Raw genomic sequence first — 17,085 nt, forward strand, 5'->3', positions numbered from 1 at the left:
TTCAGCGACAATCGCGGGATGGAACGATCTCTCATTCAATCACCTTCGGTGATGCCCGCTGCGCCGAAAGTCGGCTTCGTCTCCCTGGGCTGCCCCAAGGCGCTGGTGGACTCCGAGCGCATCCTGACCGAACTGCGCGCACGAGGGTATGACACCTCCGATAGCTACGCCGGGGCGGATCTGGTCATCGTCAACACCTGCGGCTTCATCGACGCCGCGGTGCAGGAAAGTCTCGACGCCATCGGTGAGGCGCTTGCCGAGAACGGCAAGGTCATCGTCACGGGTTGTCTCGGTGCGCGCAATGATGCGGCGACGGGCAACAACCTGGTGCGAGAAGCGCATCCCAGGGTGCTGGCCGTCACCGGGCCGCATGCGACCGACGAGGTGCTGCGACATGTACATGCCGTATTGCCCAAGCCGCACGACCCGTTTGTCGACCTCGTGCCGCCTGCGGGCATCAAGCTCACGCCCAGGCATTACGCCTATCTGAAGATCAGCGAGGGCTGCAACCATCGCTGCACCTTCTGCATCATTCCGGCGATGCGCGGCGATCTGGTGTCGCGGCCGATCGGCGAGGTCTTGAACGAGGCGCGCGCGCTGTTCGCCTCCGGCGTGAAGGAACTCCTGGTGGTCAGCCAGGACACCTCGGCTTACGGCGTCGATGTGAAATACCGCACCGGCTTCTGGGACGGACGCCCGATTCGCACCCGCATGACCGAGTTGGTCGATGCGCTGGGCAGCCTCGCAGCCGAGCATGACGCCTGGGTGCGCCTGCACTACGTCTATCCCTATCCGCATGTCGACGAGGTGTTGCCGTTGATGGCACAGGGACGCATCCTGCCCTACCTGGATGTGCCGCTGCAGCACGCCCACCCGGACGTGCTCAAACGCATGAAGCGCCCGGCAAGCGGCGAACGCAACCTGGAGCGCATCGCCCGCTGGCGCGAGATCTGCCACGAACTGGTGGTGCGCTCGACCTTCATTGCCGGATTTCCCGGTGAAACGGAAGCGGAGTTCGAGACTCTGCTCGATTTCATCCGTGAAGCCGAACTCGACCGCGTGGGCTGTTTCGCCTATTCGCCGGTGGAGGGTGCGGCTGCCAATGCGCTACCTGGTGCGGTGCCCGATGTGCTGCGCGAAGAGCGCAGAGCCCGCTTCATGGCCGTGGCCGAAGAGGTGTCCACGCGCAAGCTGCACAGGCGGGTGGGACAGGTGATGCGGGTGTTGGTCGATCAGGCCAGCCGCGACGGCGGCGTGGGCAGAAGCTATGCCGATGCGCCTGAGATCGACGGCAGAGTGCATCTGCTGTCGCCCGAGAAGCCCTCGGCCAGGATGCGGCTGGCGCAAAGCGGCGGTCAGTTCGTGCGCGTCCGCATCGTGCGCACCGACGGGCACGATCTGGTGGGTGAACTGCTCTGAAGCCGCGCAGCCCCTTGTTTACTGCGCGCCGATGGCGGCCTTGAGCGCGGCCAAATCACGCGCGAACCCAATATGCGTGATCTTGCCCTGGCGAATCTGCATCACCGTGACCGCCTCTTTTTCGTGCGGCATGAAGGCCGCCTGTTCCGCCTTGCCGGCCAGCAGGATCGAATAGGGGCGCTTGCGCATCTTGGGCAGTGCAAAAGTCTGGGTGACAAACCCCGGCATGCCGCTGATGTCAGCGAGGAACACGATGCCCTGCTTGCGCATCGCCTCGACGCCCAAGGCGGTCAAGTAGTCGTTCACCACATCGGAGGGCGCCTTTTCCACCGCGAACAACACGATGCGGGTATCGGCGCCCGGAAAGTCTTCCTTCTTGCCGTGCTGATTCTCGAATTGCGTCTGGGGCAGGGTGTCACCCACGCCCAGCGTTGAAGTCGAGGCCAGCGCGGGTAAGGCGCCGCAGACAAATGAAGCGGCGACGAGCGCTGCGGATAAAAAGGTACGGCGTTGCATTCGAACTCCTGTGAGCGAATGCAACATCAGAACAGATCGAGGCCAGCAGGTTCCACCCCGGCTCAGGCCATCTGACCATACCGCTTGAGGCGCGTCAAAAACTGAACGGGCGAAGCCGGCAATTCGAGCCGTTATTTAAAGATGGATGCCGAATGCCGACATGTTTCTGTAGATCATGTAAACAGCCACCACGGCCACCAGCGCCGCAAAGATCAGGTTGAGTGCGCCTTTGCTGCTCTTGCCCAGGTGGGTCGCCAGCCGCGCGCCGAACACCCCACCCGCAATGCCCCCGGCAATGTAGAGCCCCGCCACCGTCCAGTCGAGCAGGCCTGAACTGGCATAGTTGACCGCTGTCGTCAGGCCGAAGGTCCCCACCGAGAACAGCGAGGAACCCACCGCCGCCAGCATCGGCATGCCGGTGGCGAACACCAGGCCCGGCACGATGAGAAAGCCGCCGCCGATGCCGAAGAAACCCGAAAGCGTGCCGACGATCGCCGCAGATAGCACCAATTTCCAGAGTGAGAACTGCCCCGGATGACCTTCGATGTCGCCGGGTTTCGCTTTTTTCGGGCGAACCATCAAGGCAGCGATGATCAGCATCAGAATCGCGAACAGAAAGAGCAGTTTCTTGCCGTCGACCGCCTTGCCCAGCGAGGAGCCGACAAAGGCCGCAATCGCGCCGACGATGGCGAAGATCACCGCCTCCTTCCAGCGCACATTCCCGGCCCGCGCATGCGGTATCAGGTTGAGATAGGCGTTGACGGAGACCGCCAGCGCCGTGGTGCCGATGACGACGTGGGGAACGGGATAGCCCACCAGATAGAGAAGCAGCGGCACCGCGAGGACGGAGCCGCCCCCGCCGATCAGGCCAAGAGTGAAACCGACTGCCACGCCGGAAACGACGGACAGGATGTGTTGGGTCAGGGTCAGATCTGCGAGCATGGTAGCCATAGCATATAAGAACTCTCTTATGAGTTTTGTGAGGATTTGTGCGGATTTGTGGCGAGGCGAAGAATTGCGTCGCCAGAAGGCGCGAAAAGCGACACGATGTAAATCCTGTCCTGTTTGCGTGACATGTAGGCGAATCGTCAGCCAGGTTGCCGATGCTCCGCGCGGGCCTGCAAAAACGCAGACCGCGCGGCGAAAGCGCCGTGTTGAGCGAATAAACCAACGAGGAGATTGAAATGACTGAGAAAACGGCGATCAACCCGGCCCCGCTGGGCTTGTCCGGATTTGCCCTGACCACCTGGCTGCTGAGCATGGTGAATGCCGGATGGTTTCCCGGCGCGGATGTCCCGATGGTGTTGGCTGCGGCGTTTGCCTTCGGCGGAACGGCGCAGTTCGTCGCCGGTGTCATCGAGGCATTTGCCGGCAACAGTTTCGGTTTTGTCGCGTTCTGCGGCTATGGCGCGTTCTGGTGGAGTTTTGCCCTGTTCGTCGATTTCTTCGCCAAGGGCGTGGGCGGGCCGTTCGTCGGCTGGTATCTGCTGCTGTGGGGCGTGTTCACGACCTATTTGTGGATAGGCACCTGGAAAAAGGGTCGCGCCTTGATGCTGGTATTCACGGCGCTGGTTCCCACTTTTTATCTGCTGGCCGCTGGGGCAATGATGGGCAATGACGGTCTGAGCGTATTCGGCGGTTATCTGGGGCTGATTACGGCCGCGCTGGCGTTTTATCTGGCAGCGGCCGAGGTCATCAATGAGTCCTGGGGGCGCATCGTCCTGCCGGTTTGACCGCTGCCGCTGCGCGGCATGGCTGCATTCGTTCTGAAGCCTGGCTCATCCGTTGGGGGATGGGCCGGGAGTCCCGCCGGGCGTGTCATTGCGCTGCCGAGGTTCTGGCCCAGAGCGGTTTCATCCGGGCGTGCAGCGCGTCGTATTCGCGGTTGATGCGGTCGATTTCGGCCTTCTGGCCGACGATGAGTTCGGTTTCCTGCTGGGTGAGGACCTTGTTTTCATCAAACTTGGTTCGCAGTTCAAGAGGCAGCGGGCCCTGCGGATAAAACTGCGCATCGATTTCCAACTGCTTGCGCTGGCGCTGCAGGCTTACCAGTTGCTTGCTGGCTTCTTCGATCAGGGCCTGGGGACGACTCAAGTCCTTGACGCGGGCTGCCTCCAGCGCGGCAGCATTCGGATAGCGCAGCAACAGCGCGCGATCTTCGCGCTGTCGTTCTCGCTGCTGTCTGGCAAGACTCTGCGCCGCCGCATTGGCCCGGGCCTGCTCGGCCTGTTCCTCGAGGGTGAGAATGCGCCTTCGCACGGTGCCGTCGGCGCCGATCACGCGGCCGCCGTAGTTCAGGCAATCCTGAGTCAGGCGATCGCTGGAAACGAGCGTGCCGTTCGCGTCGCGACAGAGGTAGATGTCGGCGTGCGCCCAGGCAGGGGCACTCAACAAAAGACCGAAGAAAAGAGGGCGAAGTCGGCGCACGATCAATTTCATGAACTGCGGGTAAGCGCGTTGCTGCAACAATGTCGTATGGGGTCGTCGCGTTGACGAGCCGCCTTATTGTGCCTTGCTTTGCGGACTTGCAGGCGCAGCCTGTGTTGCGTGGGCGACGTCCCGAAGCCCTGCCTGCTCATCGCCTGATCCAACCGGATGCCTGGATATGTTGCCTTTCCCCTTGCGCGTGACCACCCTCAACCTCAACGGCGTGCGTTCCTCCGCGAACAAGGGGGTCGATGACTGGCTGCGGCAGCAGGCGCGCCCTGATGTGCTGTGCGTACAGGAGCTCAAGGCGCTCGATGTCGATATGACGCCCGGCTTGCGGACTCTGGGCGGACTGCCCGGGGCCGCGTTTCATCATGCCGAGAAACCCGGCTACAGCGGTGTGGGCCTCTACTGGAAACATGAGCCCGATGAGGTGCGCATCGGCTTTGGTCATGCCGAGTTCGACGCCGAAGGGCGCTATGTCGAAGCCATCTACAAACGTCCCGGCGGCGGGCGTTTATCCATCGTCTCGGCCTACTTTCCCTCGGGCTCCAGCTCGGACGATCGGCAGCAGGCGAAATTTCGATTCCTGGCCGATTTTTACGAACATCTACGGGCGTTGAAAGCCGCGGGTGAAGTGCTGTTGTGCGGCGATGTGAACATCGCCCACAAGGAGATCGACCTGAAGAACTGGAAAGGCAACCTCAAGAACAGCGGTTTCTTGCCGGAAGAACGCGCCTGGATGACCCGCCTGCTTGACGATGCGGGCTATGTGGACGTGTTCCGTCAGCTCGACCCTGCGCCCGATCGATACACCTGGTGGAGCCATCGCGGACAGGCGCGGGCCAAGAACGTGGGCTGGCGGATCGACTATCACCTGGCCACCCCCGGTATCGCGGCGCAGGCCAAGCCGGGAAGCGCCTGGATTTACACCGAGCAGCGGTTTTCCGATCATGCACCGCTCACCATCGACTACGTTGGCTGATGTGCCCCGATTCTTGCCCCGGTTTGTACCCCTGCCGGGCTGCGGCTGTCAAAAAACCACGGCGAACAGCTACGGAATAAAAAAAGCCGTAAAGCATTGATTTCCTAATGCTTTACGGCCGTCTGCGGACTTCGCCGGACAATCAAATGGTGGGCGGTACTGGGATCGAACCAGTGGCTTCCACCGTGTGAAGGTGGCACTCTACCGCTGAGTTAACCGCCCAAAGCCAAATCATCTACTGAACCAGCCGGACCTACGCGTCACCGAGCTTGCCCAGAGGTCGATCAGCAAAGTTAGCAATTATTGCACACTTTTTCAGCTCATCCGTTTTGACTCTTGTCCGGGCTGGGTCGCCAGATGCTTTTGCCCTGGCTTTTCTTGTCGATCAACTGCAGAAAGGCCTGGTGCGCTGCTTGCTCTTCTTCGTTAGGCGGGTAGACGGGTAGAGCGTATCGGTCGAGTTGACCAGAGGCCACGCTCACCTGCTGCCGCGGCGTTTCCAGATCGATCACCAGGCTCTCCTGCCCGCGTGTGAGGCTGAGATAGACCTCGGCGAGCAGTTCGGCGTCGAGCAGCGCGCCGTGCAGGGTGCGGTGCGCGTTGTCGATGCCAAAGCGCTTGCACAAGGCGTCGAGGTTGTTGAACTTGCCGGGGAACTGCAGCTTGGCCATGAGCAGCGTGTCGGTGACCTGCGTAACGTGCTGCTTGAAGGCGGGCCGGTTCAGTCTTTCGAGTTCGGCGTCGAGGAAGGCGCAATCGAAGGGGGCGTTGTGGATGATGATTTCGGCGTCGCGCACGAATTCCAGGAGGTCGTCGGCGATCTGGTCGAAGCGTGGCTTGTCCGCAAGAAATTCTTCGGTGAGTCCGTGGACTTTGAGGGCGTCGGGGTGACTGGCGCGATCCGGGTTGAGGTAGGCGTGGTAGTGCCTGCCCGTCAGTTTGCGGTTGAACAGTTCGACTGCGGCGACTTCGATGATGCGGTCGCCGCTGGCCGGATTGAGGCCGGTGGTCTCGGTATCGAGGACGATCTGGCGTGTCATGCGGGGTGGGTCTCAGGCAAAATAGTAAATTTGCTGCGCCACCGGATGGGTGGCGCGTCTGCGCGTAGCGGCGGGCTGCAAAGCCTCATGGCGATGAATTCAGGGCGACGAATTCCCTTTCCTTTTCTCTTCCTTTTTCTCTTCCTGCTACGCAGCCCAAAGCCTAACCCAGATGCAAGCCGTCGCGAGACGCGACCCGGCCAGACCATGAGCACAAACCCTTCCGAGCAGAACCGCGAGCAGATTCGCAGGCGGCGCACTTTCGCCATCATTTCCCACCCCGACGCGGGCAAGACCACGCTGACCGAAAAGCTGCTGCTGTTCTCGGGGGCGATTCAGATCGCCGGCAGCGTGAAGGCGCGCAAGGCCAGTCGCCACGCCACTTCGGACTGGATGGAAATCGAGAAACAGCGGGGTATTTCGGTGGCCTCGTCGGTCATGCAGATGGAGTGGCGCGACTGCGTGATCAATCTGCTGGACACGCCGGGCCACCAGGACTTTTCCGAAGATACCTACCGCGTGCTCACCGCAGTGGACGCGGCGTTGATGGTGATCGACGCGGCCAACGGCGTGGAGGAACAGACGCTGCGCCTACTCGAAGTCTGCCGCGCGCGCAACACGCCCATTCTGACCTTTGTCAATAAGATGGATCGCGAAGTGCGCCAGCCGCTCGATCTGATGGATGAGATCGAGCGCCATCTGGGCATGGCCGCCGTGCCGTTCACCTGGCCGGTCGGCATGGGGCGCGATTTTCACGGCGTCTACGACCTGCGCCTGGATCGCATGCGGGTGTTCCGGCCCGGCGAGGAACGGGTGCGCGACGATGACCAGATGCTCACAGGGCTGGACAACCCGGAGTCGGTGCGCCGCTTTGGCCAGCCCTACCAGCAGGCGCAGGGTGAGATTGGCCTGCTGCGCGACGCGGCGCCCGCGTTCGATGAGGCGGAGTTTCTCGCGGGGCGCCAGTCGCCGCTGTTCTTCGGCTCGGCGATCAACAACTTCGGTGTGCAGGAGGTGCTCGATGCGCTGGTGGAACTTGCGCCTTCGCCGCGGCCGCGCGCGGCGACCACCCGGGTGGTACAGCCTGACGAGACAGCGTTCACCGGCGTGGTGTTCAAGATACAGGCCAATATGGACCCGGCTCACCGCGATCGCATCGCCTTTGTGCGCATCGTTTCGGGGCGCTTCGAGCGCGGCATGAAAATCCGGGTGGGGCGCACCGGCAAGGACATCCGCCCCGGCAGCGTGGTCACCTTCATGTCGCAGCGCCGCGAATTGCTCGATGAAGCGTATGCGGGGGACATCGTCGGCATTCCCAATCACGGCACACTGCATCTTGGCGACAGCCTGAGCGAAGGGGAGGAATTGCAGTTCACCGGGCTGCCGTTTTTCGCTCCCGAGATGTTTCGCACGGTCGAGATCGCCGACCCGATGCGCAGCAAACAACTGCGCACGGGCTTGCAGCAGTTGGGCGAGGAGGGCGCGATTCAGGTGTTTCGCCCGGCAACCGGCGGCAGCTTGCTTTTAGGGGCCGTGGGCACATTGCAGTTCGACGTGGTGCAGCACCGGCTCAAATCGGAATATGGCGTGGACGCACGCATGGAAGGCAGCAAATACCGCATGGCGCGCTGGTTCACCTGCGACGATCCGCAGGCGCTCAAGCGCTTCATCGATACCAATGCGCACCGCATCGCCTACGACGTGGTCGATGCGCCAGCGGTCTTGCTCACCCATGCGAGCGAATTGCGGGTGATGCAGGAACTGGCGCCCAAAATCCAGTTCCACACCCTGCGCGAGCATGCCGGTCAGGTGTTCAAGCCCTCGCTGCAGACTTGAGGATGGACGTCAGGCATTGATGGGTTGCTGCAGGCTGGGGCAGACCACGCCGCGGTAGGCATGCCAACTGGCATGGCCGATGATGGGCAGCACGATGATCCAGCCCAGTCCAAAGGGGAGCATGGCCAGCAGGCTGATGCCGCCGATCAGCGCCGCCCAGCAGGCCATCGCCACCGGATGCTCCATGCAGACGCGCAGACTGGTCAGCGCGGCGGTGATGGCGTCCACCGGCCGATCGAGCATCATGGGAATCGACACCACGCTGATGGCAAAAACCAGCCCGCCGAACAGCAGTGCCACGCCGAGATAGACCAGCACAAACGTGACGTTGGCCGGATCGAGCAAGAGCCGCAACACGCCGCCGCCATCGGGCATGCCCGCATCGAAAAACAGCGCGAACACCACCAGCGCGGTGCGTCCCCACAGCAGTTCGATGACCAGCAGCAGCCCGGCGAACAGGGCGACGCTGCTGCGGTGGGGCCACCAACAGCGGATGCAGAAGTTCAGCCGCGCCTTGAGATGGATCTCACACCGGCGGCTGGCTTCCATCAGCCCCATCGCCAAGGCGGGACCGACCAGCAGCAGGCCCGCAGCCAGCATCAGGGTGTATTCGGGGGTGCTCGCCAGCGTCCAGGCCAGCAGCCAGCCCAGCGCCGTGAAAATCAGCCCATAGCTCAGGCCGACGATCGGGCAGCGGGCAAAGTCGCGCCAACCCGCCGCCAGCCAGCCAAAGGGGGTGTGCCATTGCAGATTGCATACGCTCACGCGGGTGCGGGTTTGCGCAGCGAGCGGATGATGCTGCGCTTCTTCAGGTGTCATATCCCGGTTCTCCTCCGTTTGGGGCCGCCTGCATCGGGCGGCCTATCAATTTTGGAGGCTAAGGTGCGACAAACCGCCGCACAACCCGGGATACCACGGGGTGTTTATCGTGATATCACAATAAACTCATAACAAAAATCACGAACGGCGCTGGCGGGCACGCCGAAACTCGTCGACGATCAACAGCACGGCCCCGACGAAGATGGCCGAGTCGGCCAGATTGAAGGCAGGCCAATGCCATTGCTGGCCGCCCAGGGTGAGGTAGAAATCGAGGAAGTCAGTCACCTTGCCCCACAGCACGCGGTCGATCACATTGCCCAAAGCGCCTCCAAGGATGAAGGCCAGCGCCAGGCTGAACAGCGCCTTGCCTCGGTTGCGAAACATCAGCCAGAGGATGAACAGCGAGGCTGCGAGACTCAACGCGGTGAAAAACCAGCGCTGCCACCCCGGTGCTGCGGCGAGAAACGAAAACGCCGCTCCGGGATTGTGGATGTAGACCAGATTGAAAAATCCGGTCACCGGATGGCTGCTGTCGAGCGGCAGGTCTTGGCGCACCAGCCACTTGGTGAACTGATCGGCCAGAATGACGGCCAGCGACACCAGCAGCCAGGGCCAGACCCGTGCGCGCCGTGCGACGAAGGAAGCATCAGACAGGGCAGAGGGCATGCGCGAGGGGCTCTCAGGCGATGTGGCGCGGTTCGCCCGCACCATAGAGATTGCTCACGCAACGCCCGCACAGGCCGGGATGGGCTGGATCGGCATCGACATCTTCGCGCCAGTGCCAGCAGCGCTCGCATTTGGCGTGGTGGGTGGGCGTCACCACGATGCGCAGTTCGCCTTCGCCGGGGTGCAGGCTGGCGCGCGAGGTGATGAGCACGAAGCGCAGATCGTCGCCCAGCCGGTCAAGCAGGGCGTACTCGGCGGGCGGGGCGTACAGATCGACCTCGGCCTGCAGTGAGGCGCCGATTCGGCCTTGCTCGCGCAGGGTTTCGATTTCCTTGTTGGTCGCCTCCCGAATGGCGCGGATGCGCGCCCATTGTTCGAGCAACACGGCGCTGTCGGGCTGCTCGGGCCACGGCCAATAGGTCTCGACGAAAATGCTCTCGCCCTTGCCGATCAGCGCCCAGGCCTCTTCTGCGGTGAAGCTGAGAAAGGGCGCCATCCAGCGCAGCATGGCCTGTGTGATCTGCCACAGCGCGGTTTGGGCGCTGCGTCGGGCCAGGCTGTCGGGCGCGGTGGTGTAGAGCCGGTCCTTGAGCACATCGAGGTAGAACGCGCCCAGGTCTTCTGAGCAGTAGACCTGCAGCCTGGCCACCACGGGATGGAATTCGTACCGGTCGTAATGCGCCAGGATGACCGACTGCAGGCTCTGCGCATGCGCCAGCGCCCAGCGATCGAGTTCGAACATCTGGCTCAGCGGCACAGCGTGCTGAGCAGGATCGAAATCGCTGGTGTTGGCCAGCAGGAAGCGCAGGGTGTTGCGGATGCGGCGATAGCTATCGACCACGCGGGCGAGGATTTTGTCGTCGCCTGCGATGTCGCCGGAATAGTCGGAGGCGGCCACCCACAGGCGAACGATCTCCGCGCCCAGCTTGTTGCAGGTCTGCAGCGGATCGATGCCGTTGCCCAGCGACTTGCTCATCTTGCGGCCCTGGCTGTCGACGGTGAAGCCGTGGGTCAGCAGCGCTTTGTAAGGCGCGCGGCCGTACATCGCGCACGAGGTGAGCAGCGAGGAATGAAACCAGCCGCGGTGCTGGTCATGGCCTTCGAGATAGAGGTCGGCCTGTGGGCCTTGGGCATGACCCGCACCGGCATGACTGCCCATGAGCACCGTGGTGTGCGTGGTGCCCGAATCGAACCAGACTTCGAGGATGTCGCTGCTCTTGGCGTAGTGCGCCGCATCGGCCTCGCAGCCCACGCGGGCGAGGACGTCTTCGGCGCCGGCCTTGCTCCAGGCCTCGATGCCGCCCTGCTCCACCATCTCGGCGGCGACATCGAGGATGTCCAGGGTGCGGGGATGCAGCTCGCCGCTGTCCTTGTGCAGGAAGAAGGGGATGGGCACGCCCCAACTGCGCTGGCGGCTGATGCACCAGTCGGGCCGGTTGGCGATCATGTCGTGCAGGCGGGCCTTGCCGTTTTCCGGATAAAAGCCGGTGTGCTCGATGGCTTCGAGCGCCATCTGGCGCAGGGTTTTGGGCGCCTTGTCCCGGGTGAACACGCCTTCGCCTTCGTCCATGCGGATGAACCACTGCGCCGCGGCGCGGTAGATGACCGGCGCCTTGTGACGCCAGCAGTGCGGGTAGCTGTGGGTGATGGTGTGCGTCGACAATAGCCTGCCGGCGTCTCGCAGGGTGTCGATGATGCGGGGAGCGGCTTTCCAGATGTTCTGCCCGCCGAACAGCGGCAGGTCGGGCGCATAGCTGCCGTCGCCCTGCACCGGATTGAGGATGTCTTCATACGCCATGCCATGCGCGACGCAGGAGTTGAAGTCTTCCACGCCGTAGGCGGGCGAAGAATGGACGATGCCCGTGCCGTCATCAGCCGTGGCGTAGTCCGCCAGATACACCGGGGACAGCCGCCGATAGCCCGCATCCACCTCGAACAGCGGATGACGGAAAGCCAGCCCGCCCAGCGCCTTGCCGGGCGCGGTAGCCACGATGCGGCCTTCGAGTTCATAGCGCTTCAGGCAGGTCTGGACCAGGCTGGCGGCGAGCACCAGATAGCCGCGGGGGGTATCGACCAGCGCGTACTCGATTTCCGGGTTGAGGTTGAGCGCCTGATTGGCGGGCAGGGTCCAGGCGGTGGTCGTCCAGATCACGGCAAAAGCGGGCTTGGCGGCGTCGGGCAATGCCGGCAGGCCGAAGGCCGCCGCCAGCGCTTTGGGATCGTCCGACTCGAAGGCGACATCGAGAGTCTGCGATTTTTTGTCGGCATATTCGATCTCGAACTCGGCCAGCGACGAACCGCAATCGAAGCACCAGTAAACCGGCTTGAGCCCGCGATAGACGAAGCCGCGCTCGATCACGCGCTTGAAGGCGCGAATTTCCGCCGCCTCGTTGACGAAATCCATGGTGCGGTAGGGATGATCCCAGTCGCCCAGCACGCCCAGGCGCTTGAAGTCGGCCATTTGCTGCACGATCTGCGCCGTGGCATAGGCACGGCTCCTGGCCTGCATTTCGTCGCGCGGCAGGCAGCGGCCGAACTGCTTTTCGATGGCGTTTTCGATCGGCAGGCCGTGGCAGTCCCAGCCCGGGATGTAGGCCGCATCGAAGCCGGCGAGCTGCCGCGCCTTGACGATCATGTCCTTCAGTATCTTGTTGACCGCATGGCCCATGTGGATCTGGCCGTTGGCATACGGCGGGCCGTCGTGCAGCACGAATTTCGGCGCCCCCACGCGCGCCAGACGCAGCCTGCGGTAGAGACCCTCGTCGTTCCAGTCGGCAATCCATTGCGGCTCGCGTCTGGGCAGATCGCCGCGCATGGGAAAAGGCGTGTCGGGCAGATTCAAGGTGGCCCGGTAATCGGGCTTTTCGGCGGCGGCAGGGGAGGCGTGATCCATGGGGCTGAGTGCAATGCCGGAACCCCGGTCTAAGGGTCCAACGGAAAAAAAGTGAATGGCGACTGCGTCGATGAAGCCGATCATCCGAAGGGAATCGGAACTTGGCGGGTGATCGCTGACGATCGCTGTCAAATTCGATCGCGCGTGGTTTGCCTGGCGAGCTGTGCGAACCAGGCGCGGGCCTGATCGCTGTCTCTCTGGATGGCGGCGGTCAGTTGAGCAAGGTCGGAGTAATGCGCCTCATTGCGCAGTTTGTGCAGGAGTTCCACTCGAATGAGTTTACCGTAGGCTTGCGCCCGCCAATCGAACACATGCGTTTCCAGCAGTACCCGCCCGTTGGTCTCGACGGCCGGTCGCGTGCCCAGGCTTGCCACGGCGGGAAGCGCAGCCGTCTCCAGCCCGTGCACCTGGGCGACGAACACGCCGCCCAAGGCTGGGCGCGCTCGATCGAACCGCAGGTTCAAGGTCGGAAATCCCAGCTTCCGTCCGAGTTTGGCGCCGTGCAATACATGCCCTGAAATGGCGTAGGGGCGCCCGAGCAGGAGCTGCACGGTCTCCATGTCACCTGCCTGTAGCGCCTGCCGCACGGCCGAACTGGAGATGCGCAAATCAGTTCCGCACGGCCGCTCCGAAGGAACTGACACCCCCTCGGGGGGATGAGCGGGACATGGATCAGTCCCTGCGGACTGATCCATGCCATGCGAATCCGAGTGGCTTGCAAGCCGCGAGGTGGAATGCGAGCGCAGCGAGTCAGGGGGCAGTTTCATCCTGGTCTGCGTGAGCACGACGGGCATCTGCCGGGCCTCTCCCCCTGCGCTGCGCATCAGCCTGTCGAGTTGGGCGAAATCTCCCGCGCGTCGGGCACCGAAGCGGAAATCATCGCCGACCAGGACGAATTGCGCCTTGAGACCCTGCAACACGATCTGCCGAACAAAAGCCTCGGGCGACAGTGCCGCGATGCTCGCATCGAACCGCAGCACGATGACTTGCTCCGCCCCGGCTTCGCGCAAGGCGCACAACTTGTCGCGCAGGGTCGAAATACGGCTGGGCGCGGAATCCGGCTGACCGTGAAGTGTTGCAAAAAAATCACGCGGATGCGGTTCAAAAGTCAGCACCGTCGGCACGAGCCCCCGTGCATGGGCGGTGTGCACCAATTCGTGCAACATGGCGAGATGTCCCCGGTGCACCCCATCGAAATTGCCGATGGTCAGCGCCGTTCGGGAGGCTAGCGCCTTGTGATGAATTCCCCTGAAAATATGCATAAAAACAATTTATTAACGCGTTATCTTGAAGTCATGTGCGAGGATTTTTGCGGCTCAAGATCCGCGTCGTTTGGTGGGTGACGGCGCACCGTTGCAATGCACTCGCCCGCAAGCCGCTCCTGGTCTGCTGGCGTCGAAACAGCATATTGTCCGCGTTATCCAGCTCGGTTCCGTTCTCCGTGCCGGGTAAGGGGTTTGCCCTGCGCTCAAAGGTCGCTCGCACGGTTGTTTTGCATGTATAGTTATTGCGCAGTCGAAACAAGAGCCTGTGCCTCATTGGCTTGGGGTTGGCTTGTGGCGGTTTCACAGTAGTGATTTGCCGGGCTTGTTGAAGATTTGCACTTCTCTATTTTTTTCTTAAAGGTTGATTCATGGCTACCGGTACTGTGAAATGGTTTAACGAGTCCAAGGGCTTCGGTTTCATCAAGCCCGATGAAGGCGGCGAAGATCTGTTCGCGCATTTTTCTGAAATTCAGGCCAAAGGTTTCCGCACCCTGCAGGAAAACCAGCGTGTCGAATTCACCGTGAAGGCTGGCCCCAAGGGACCCCAGGCTTCTGCCATTCGGCCCATCTGATCATCCCTCTGATCATCCAATCCGATCGTTTCCTCCGATCTGGAGCATGATGCGTCCCGGCCAAGAGCCGGGGCGCTGCAAAATCGACCGGCTTTGAACCGGTTTTTTTGCATGGGCCGAGCCCGCCGGTAGACTCCCCCTGCATGATCGAGGACTTCGTTCGGCATTACGGTTATGCGGCGGTGGCATTGGGCGCATTGGCCGAGGGAGAGACGGTACTGCTGCTTGCGGGCTATGGCGCCCACCGCGGCTGGCTGGAGTGGCCTCTGGTCGTCGTGGTGGCGGCAATTGCAGCCACGCTCGGTGATCAATTCTTTTTTTTCATGGGGCGGTGGTTCGGGCCGCACTTGCTCAGACGCTTTTCCAGCTTGGAAAGGCAATTGCCCCGTGTTCAACGGCTGCTGCATCGTGGCGCGCCGTGGGCGATCGTGAGCGTGCGTTTCCTCTATGGTTTGCGCATCGCGGGGCCCGTTCTGATCGGCATCGCCGGGGTTGCGCCGTGGCGATTCGTGGTGTTCAACACCTTGGGCGCTTTCCTGTGGGCACCCCTGTTCACCGGGCTGGGATGGTTTTTCGGTGCGGGCGTGGCGCAACTGGCGTCGCGCCTGCAGTGGGCCGAGGAAATCCTGCTGGCGCTTGCCGTCGTCATCGCTTTGATCGCCTGGCGCATCGGGAAAAGTCGACAGCGCTGACCCTCAGACCTTCAGACCCATCGCGTCCCGAACGGCGTGCATGGTCTCTTGTGCCGTGGCGCGCGCCTTGTCGCTGCCGTGCGCCAGGATGTCGCGGACCAGCGCGGGGTTGTCGAGATAGGGCTGTGCGCGCTCGAACATGGGTTGCTGCTCGCGCAGGATGGCTTCGATGACGGGCTGCTTGCATTCCAGGCAGCCTATGCCGGCCGTGGTGCAGCCGCGTTGCACCCATTCCCGCGTGGCTTCGTCGGAATAGGCCAGGTGGAACTGCCAGACAGGACAGCGTTCGGGGGTGCCGGGATCGGTGCGCTTGACGCGCGCGGGGTCGGTGGGCATGCGCTTGATTTTGTGCTCGACGCTGGCGCGCTCTTCCCGGATGGCGATGGCGTTGCCGTAACTCTTGGACATCTTGCGGCCGTCCAGTCCCGGCAGCTTGGATTCCGGGGTCAGCAGCGCTTCGGGCTCGCGCAGGATTTGCCTGCGGCCGCCGCTGAGCTGCGCGCGCAGCGCGTCTTTTTCTGCGCGCGATAATTTGCTGGCGGAGATCAGATCGCGGGCTTCGTCGCGTTTGTCGGTCAACCCTTCCTGATCGGCTGCGCGACGCAGGGCGGTGAATTGCGAGCGAACTTCCTCGGGCAATTTGGCCGCAGCGGCTCGGGCCTGCGCCTCGACAGTCGGGTCTTTGCCGTAGAGATTGTTGAAACGGCGCGCGATTTCACGGCTCATCTCGATATGCGGCACCTGATCGGCGCCGACGGGCACGTAACGCGCCAGATAAATAAGGATGTCTGCGGCCTGCAGCAGCGGATAGCCGAGAAAGCCGTAGGTCGCCAGATCCTTGTCCTTCAGATTGGCGATCTGGTCTTTATAAGTGGGCACGCGCTCCAGCCAGGACAGCGGCGTGCCCATGCCCAGCAGCAGAAACAACTCGGCGTGCTCCAGCACCCGGCTTTGCACGAAGAGCGTGGCCCGGTTCGGATCGACTCCGGCGGCTAGCCAATCGATCACCATCTCGGTGGTGTGTGCGTAGATGGTTTCCGGCGTTTCGTAATGCGTGGTCAGCGCGTGCCAGTCGGCGACGAAAAAGTAGCAGTCGTGGGTGTTTTGCAACTGGATCCAGTTTTTCAAGGCGCCGTGATAGTGGCCTAGGTGCAGCGCGCCGGTGGGGCGCATGCCGGACAAAACGCGATCATCGGCGCCCGTTGCGCCATCGGCCTGTGCAGGGAAGGTCATGTTGGGAAGCGTCGGGAGAAGAGGGAAAGACAGGCTCAGATGAGCATCTGGAAGGGGCTGAGCAGAACCTTGAGAACCTGCATCGACAGCGCCATGAGCGGGCTGAGCCAGAAGTTGGTGACGATGCCGGTGAGCACCAGCGCCATCACGATGAAAAAGCCGTAAGGTTCCACACGCGACAAGGCAATGGCCTGACGGACGGGCAGCAGCCCCACCAGAATGCGCCCGCCATCGAGCGGCGGCAGCGGAAACAGGTTGAACACGAACATCACCAGGTTGACCAGAATGCCGGCCTGCGCGACATCGTAGAAATAGATCTCGTTGACGGCGAAGGCGTGCAGCCCGACGAGCATCAGGCCCCAGAGAAACGCCTGAAAAAAGTTGGAAGCCGGGCCGGCGAGCGCGACCCAGATCATGTCGCTCTTGGGGTTGCGCAGTCGCCCGAAATTCACCGGAACCGGCTTGGCGTAGCCAAAGAGAAAAGCGCCGGAGGTGGCGAAGTAGAGAATGAGGGGCACGAGGATGGTGCCGATCGGATCGATGTGCCGCACCGGGTTGAGCGAAACGCGGCCCATCATGTAGGCGGTGTTGTCGCCGAAATAGCGCGCCGCATAGCCGTGCGCCGCCTCGTGCAGGGTGATGGCAAAGAGCACCGGCAGGGCATAGACGGTGACGGCCTGTATGAGTTGATCCATGCGGGGATTGTAGAAAGGGCGGTTCGG

Annotated in this window: 16 protein-coding genes and 1 tRNA gene; 6 read left to right on the plus strand and 11 right to left on the minus strand. The window is 62.5% G+C overall.

Annotated elements, in window-relative coordinates; translation table 11 throughout:
- Positions 1-18 precede the first annotated feature (18 nt).
- A complete protein-coding gene (gene rimO / locus RBR52_RS10825; RefSeq protein ID WP_320377249.1) occupies positions 19-1,419 on the plus strand; it encodes a 30S ribosomal protein S12 methylthiotransferase RimO in 1,401 nt (466 codons plus the stop codon).
- 18 nt (positions 1,420-1,437) lie between these two features.
- On the opposite strand, the gene RBR52_RS10830 is transcribed toward rimO, so the two are convergent.
- Together RBR52_RS10830 and RBR52_RS10835 are read right to left on the minus strand one after the other, a co-directional pair.
- Positions 1,438-1,935 (minus strand): hypothetical protein, encoded by a 498-nt coding sequence (locus tag RBR52_RS10830; protein ID WP_320377251.1) that lies wholly within the window; start codon positions 1,933-1,935, stop codon positions 1,438-1,440.
- 135 nt (positions 1,936-2,070) lie between these two features.
- Positions 2,071-2,877 carry a sulfite exporter TauE/SafE family protein gene (locus tag RBR52_RS10835; protein ID WP_320377253.1) on the minus strand — a complete coding sequence of 269 codons (807 nt, stop codon included), beginning with the start codon at positions 2,875-2,877 and terminating at the stop codon, positions 2,071-2,073.
- Positions 2,878-3,119: 242 nt separating this feature from the next.
- On the opposite strand from RBR52_RS10835, the gene RBR52_RS10840 reads away from it, so the two are divergent.
- Entirely contained in the window at positions 3,120-3,668 is a 549-nt protein-coding gene (locus tag RBR52_RS10840; RefSeq protein ID WP_320377255.1) for an acetate uptake transporter, read from the plus strand.
- Positions 3,669-3,753: 85 nt separating this feature from the next.
- Here RBR52_RS10840 and RBR52_RS10845 read toward each other — a convergent pair whose 3' ends face one another.
- Complete coding sequence (locus RBR52_RS10845; protein WP_320377256.1) at positions 3,754-4,326, minus strand: DUF4124 domain-containing protein; 573 nt, start codon at positions 4,324-4,326, stop codon at positions 3,754-3,756.
- A 214-nt stretch (positions 4,327-4,540) separates the two neighbouring features.
- Here RBR52_RS10845 and RBR52_RS10850 point away from each other — a divergent pair, with 214 nt between their 5' ends.
- Positions 4,541-5,347 (plus strand): exodeoxyribonuclease III, encoded by an 807-nt coding sequence (locus RBR52_RS10850; RefSeq protein WP_320377258.1) that lies wholly within the window; start codon positions 4,541-4,543, stop codon positions 5,345-5,347.
- A 147-nt stretch (positions 5,348-5,494) separates the two neighbouring features.
- On the opposite strand, the gene RBR52_RS10855 is transcribed toward RBR52_RS10850, so the two are convergent.
- Positions 5,495-5,569, minus strand: a tRNA-Val gene (locus RBR52_RS10855).
- Between the two features lie 98 nt (positions 5,570-5,667).
- Positions 5,668-6,387, minus strand: a complete 720-nt coding sequence (gene dnaQ, locus RBR52_RS10860) for a DNA polymerase III subunit epsilon (RefSeq protein WP_320377260.1) — start codon at positions 6,385-6,387, stop codon at positions 5,668-5,670.
- A gap of 207 nt (positions 6,388-6,594) precedes the next feature.
- Between dnaQ and RBR52_RS10865 the strand changes: the two genes are divergently transcribed.
- The gene (locus RBR52_RS10865) at positions 6,595-8,223 is read left to right on the plus strand and encodes a peptide chain release factor 3 (protein WP_320377262.1); all 1,629 of its coding nucleotides are present in this window, start codon (positions 6,595-6,597) and stop codon (positions 8,221-8,223) included.
- Between the two features lie 9 nt (positions 8,224-8,232).
- Here the strand turns inward: RBR52_RS10865 and RBR52_RS10870 are convergent, their stop codons facing one another.
- The 4 genes from RBR52_RS10870 to ribF all read right to left on the minus strand — a co-directional run bounded on the left by RBR52_RS10870 (position 8,233) and on the right by ribF (position 13,863).
- Positions 8,233-9,042, minus strand: coding sequence for a DUF2189 domain-containing protein (locus RBR52_RS10870; RefSeq protein ID WP_320377264.1), 810 nt, complete (start codon positions 9,040-9,042; stop codon positions 8,233-8,235).
- A gap of 138 nt (positions 9,043-9,180) precedes the next feature.
- Positions 9,181-9,708: a signal peptidase II gene (gene lspA, locus RBR52_RS10875; RefSeq protein ID WP_320377266.1), complete on the minus strand. Its 528-nt coding sequence runs from the start codon at positions 9,706-9,708 to the stop codon at positions 9,181-9,183.
- Positions 9,709-9,721: 13 nt separating this feature from the next.
- Positions 9,722-12,601: an isoleucine--tRNA ligase gene (gene ileS, locus RBR52_RS10880; RefSeq protein ID WP_320377268.1), complete on the minus strand. Its 2,880-nt coding sequence runs from the start codon at positions 12,599-12,601 to the stop codon at positions 9,722-9,724.
- A gap of 128 nt (positions 12,602-12,729) precedes the next feature.
- On the minus strand, positions 12,730-13,863 hold the full coding sequence (ribF, locus tag RBR52_RS10885) for a bifunctional riboflavin kinase/FMN adenylyltransferase (RefSeq protein ID WP_320377271.1): 1,134 nt from the start codon (positions 13,861-13,863) through the stop codon (positions 12,730-12,732).
- Between the two features lie 371 nt (positions 13,864-14,234).
- Here ribF and RBR52_RS10890 point away from each other — a divergent pair, with 371 nt between their 5' ends.
- Positions 14,235-14,438, plus strand: coding sequence for a cold-shock protein (locus tag RBR52_RS10890; protein WP_013105664.1), 204 nt, complete (start codon positions 14,235-14,237; stop codon positions 14,436-14,438).
- A 143-nt stretch (positions 14,439-14,581) separates the two neighbouring features.
- Positions 14,582-15,130, plus strand: a complete 549-nt coding sequence (locus RBR52_RS10895; protein WP_320377281.1) for a DedA family protein — start codon at positions 14,582-14,584, stop codon at positions 15,128-15,130.
- Positions 15,131-15,133: 3 nt separating this feature from the next.
- Here RBR52_RS10895 and RBR52_RS10900 read toward each other — a convergent pair whose 3' ends face one another.
- Positions 15,134-16,363, minus strand: coding sequence for a tryptophan--tRNA ligase (locus tag RBR52_RS10900; RefSeq protein ID WP_320377282.1), 1,230 nt, complete (start codon positions 16,361-16,363; stop codon positions 15,134-15,136).
- A gap of 35 nt (positions 16,364-16,398) precedes the next feature.
- Positions 16,399-17,058: a site-2 protease family protein gene (locus RBR52_RS10905; protein ID WP_320377283.1), complete on the minus strand. Its 660-nt coding sequence runs from the start codon at positions 17,056-17,058 to the stop codon at positions 16,399-16,401.
- Between the last annotated feature and the right edge of the window lie 27 nt (positions 17,059-17,085).

This window comes from Thiomonas sp. (assembly GCF_034007205.1).
In the GTDB taxonomy this organism is placed as follows: Bacteria; Pseudomonadota; Gammaproteobacteria; order Burkholderiales; family Burkholderiaceae_C; genus Thiomonas.

Excerpts from the sequence above, each read along its gene's own strand:
- RBR52_RS10850 (WP_320377258.1), top strand. The coding sequence starts at position 4,541 with ATGTTGCCTTTCCCCTTGCGCGTGACCACCCTCAACCTCAACGGCGTG.
- dnaQ (WP_320377260.1), bottom strand. The coding sequence starts at position 6,387 with ATGACACGCCAGATCGTCCTCGATACCGAGACCACCGGCCTCAATCCG.
- ileS (WP_320377268.1), bottom strand. The coding sequence starts at position 12,601 with ATGGATCACGCCTCCCCTGCCGCCGCCGAAAAGCCCGATTACCGGGCC.
- RBR52_RS10890 (WP_013105664.1), top strand. The coding sequence starts at position 14,235 with ATGGCTACCGGTACTGTGAAATGGTTTAACGAGTCCAAGGGCTTCGGT.
- RBR52_RS10840 (WP_320377255.1), top strand. The coding sequence starts at position 3,120 with ATGACTGAGAAAACGGCGATCAACCCGGCCCCGCTGGGCTTGTCCGGA.
- ribF (WP_320377271.1), bottom strand. The coding sequence starts at position 13,863 with ATGCATATTTTCAGGGGAATTCATCACAAGGCGCTAGCCTCCCGAACG.
- RBR52_RS10870 (WP_320377264.1), bottom strand. The coding sequence starts at position 9,042 with ATGACACCTGAAGAAGCGCAGCATCATCCGCTCGCTGCGCAAACCCGC.
- RBR52_RS10900 (WP_320377282.1), bottom strand. The coding sequence starts at position 16,363 with ATGACCTTCCCTGCACAGGCCGATGGCGCAACGGGCGCCGATGATCGC.
- RBR52_RS10835 (WP_320377253.1), bottom strand. The coding sequence starts at position 2,877 with ATGCTCGCAGATCTGACCCTGACCCAACACATCCTGTCCGTCGTTTCC.
- lspA (WP_320377266.1), bottom strand. The coding sequence starts at position 9,708 with ATGCCCTCTGCCCTGTCTGATGCTTCCTTCGTCGCACGGCGCGCACGG.
- rimO (WP_320377249.1), top strand. The coding sequence starts at position 19 with ATGGAACGATCTCTCATTCAATCACCTTCGGTGATGCCCGCTGCGCCG.
- RBR52_RS10865 (WP_320377262.1), top strand. The coding sequence starts at position 6,595 with ATGAGCACAAACCCTTCCGAGCAGAACCGCGAGCAGATTCGCAGGCGG.
- RBR52_RS10905 (WP_320377283.1), bottom strand. The coding sequence starts at position 17,058 with ATGGATCAACTCATACAGGCCGTCACCGTCTATGCCCTGCCGGTGCTC.
- RBR52_RS10830 (WP_320377251.1), bottom strand. The coding sequence starts at position 1,935 with ATGCAACGCCGTACCTTTTTATCCGCAGCGCTCGTCGCCGCTTCATTT.
- RBR52_RS10895 (WP_320377281.1), top strand. The coding sequence starts at position 14,582 with ATGATCGAGGACTTCGTTCGGCATTACGGTTATGCGGCGGTGGCATTG.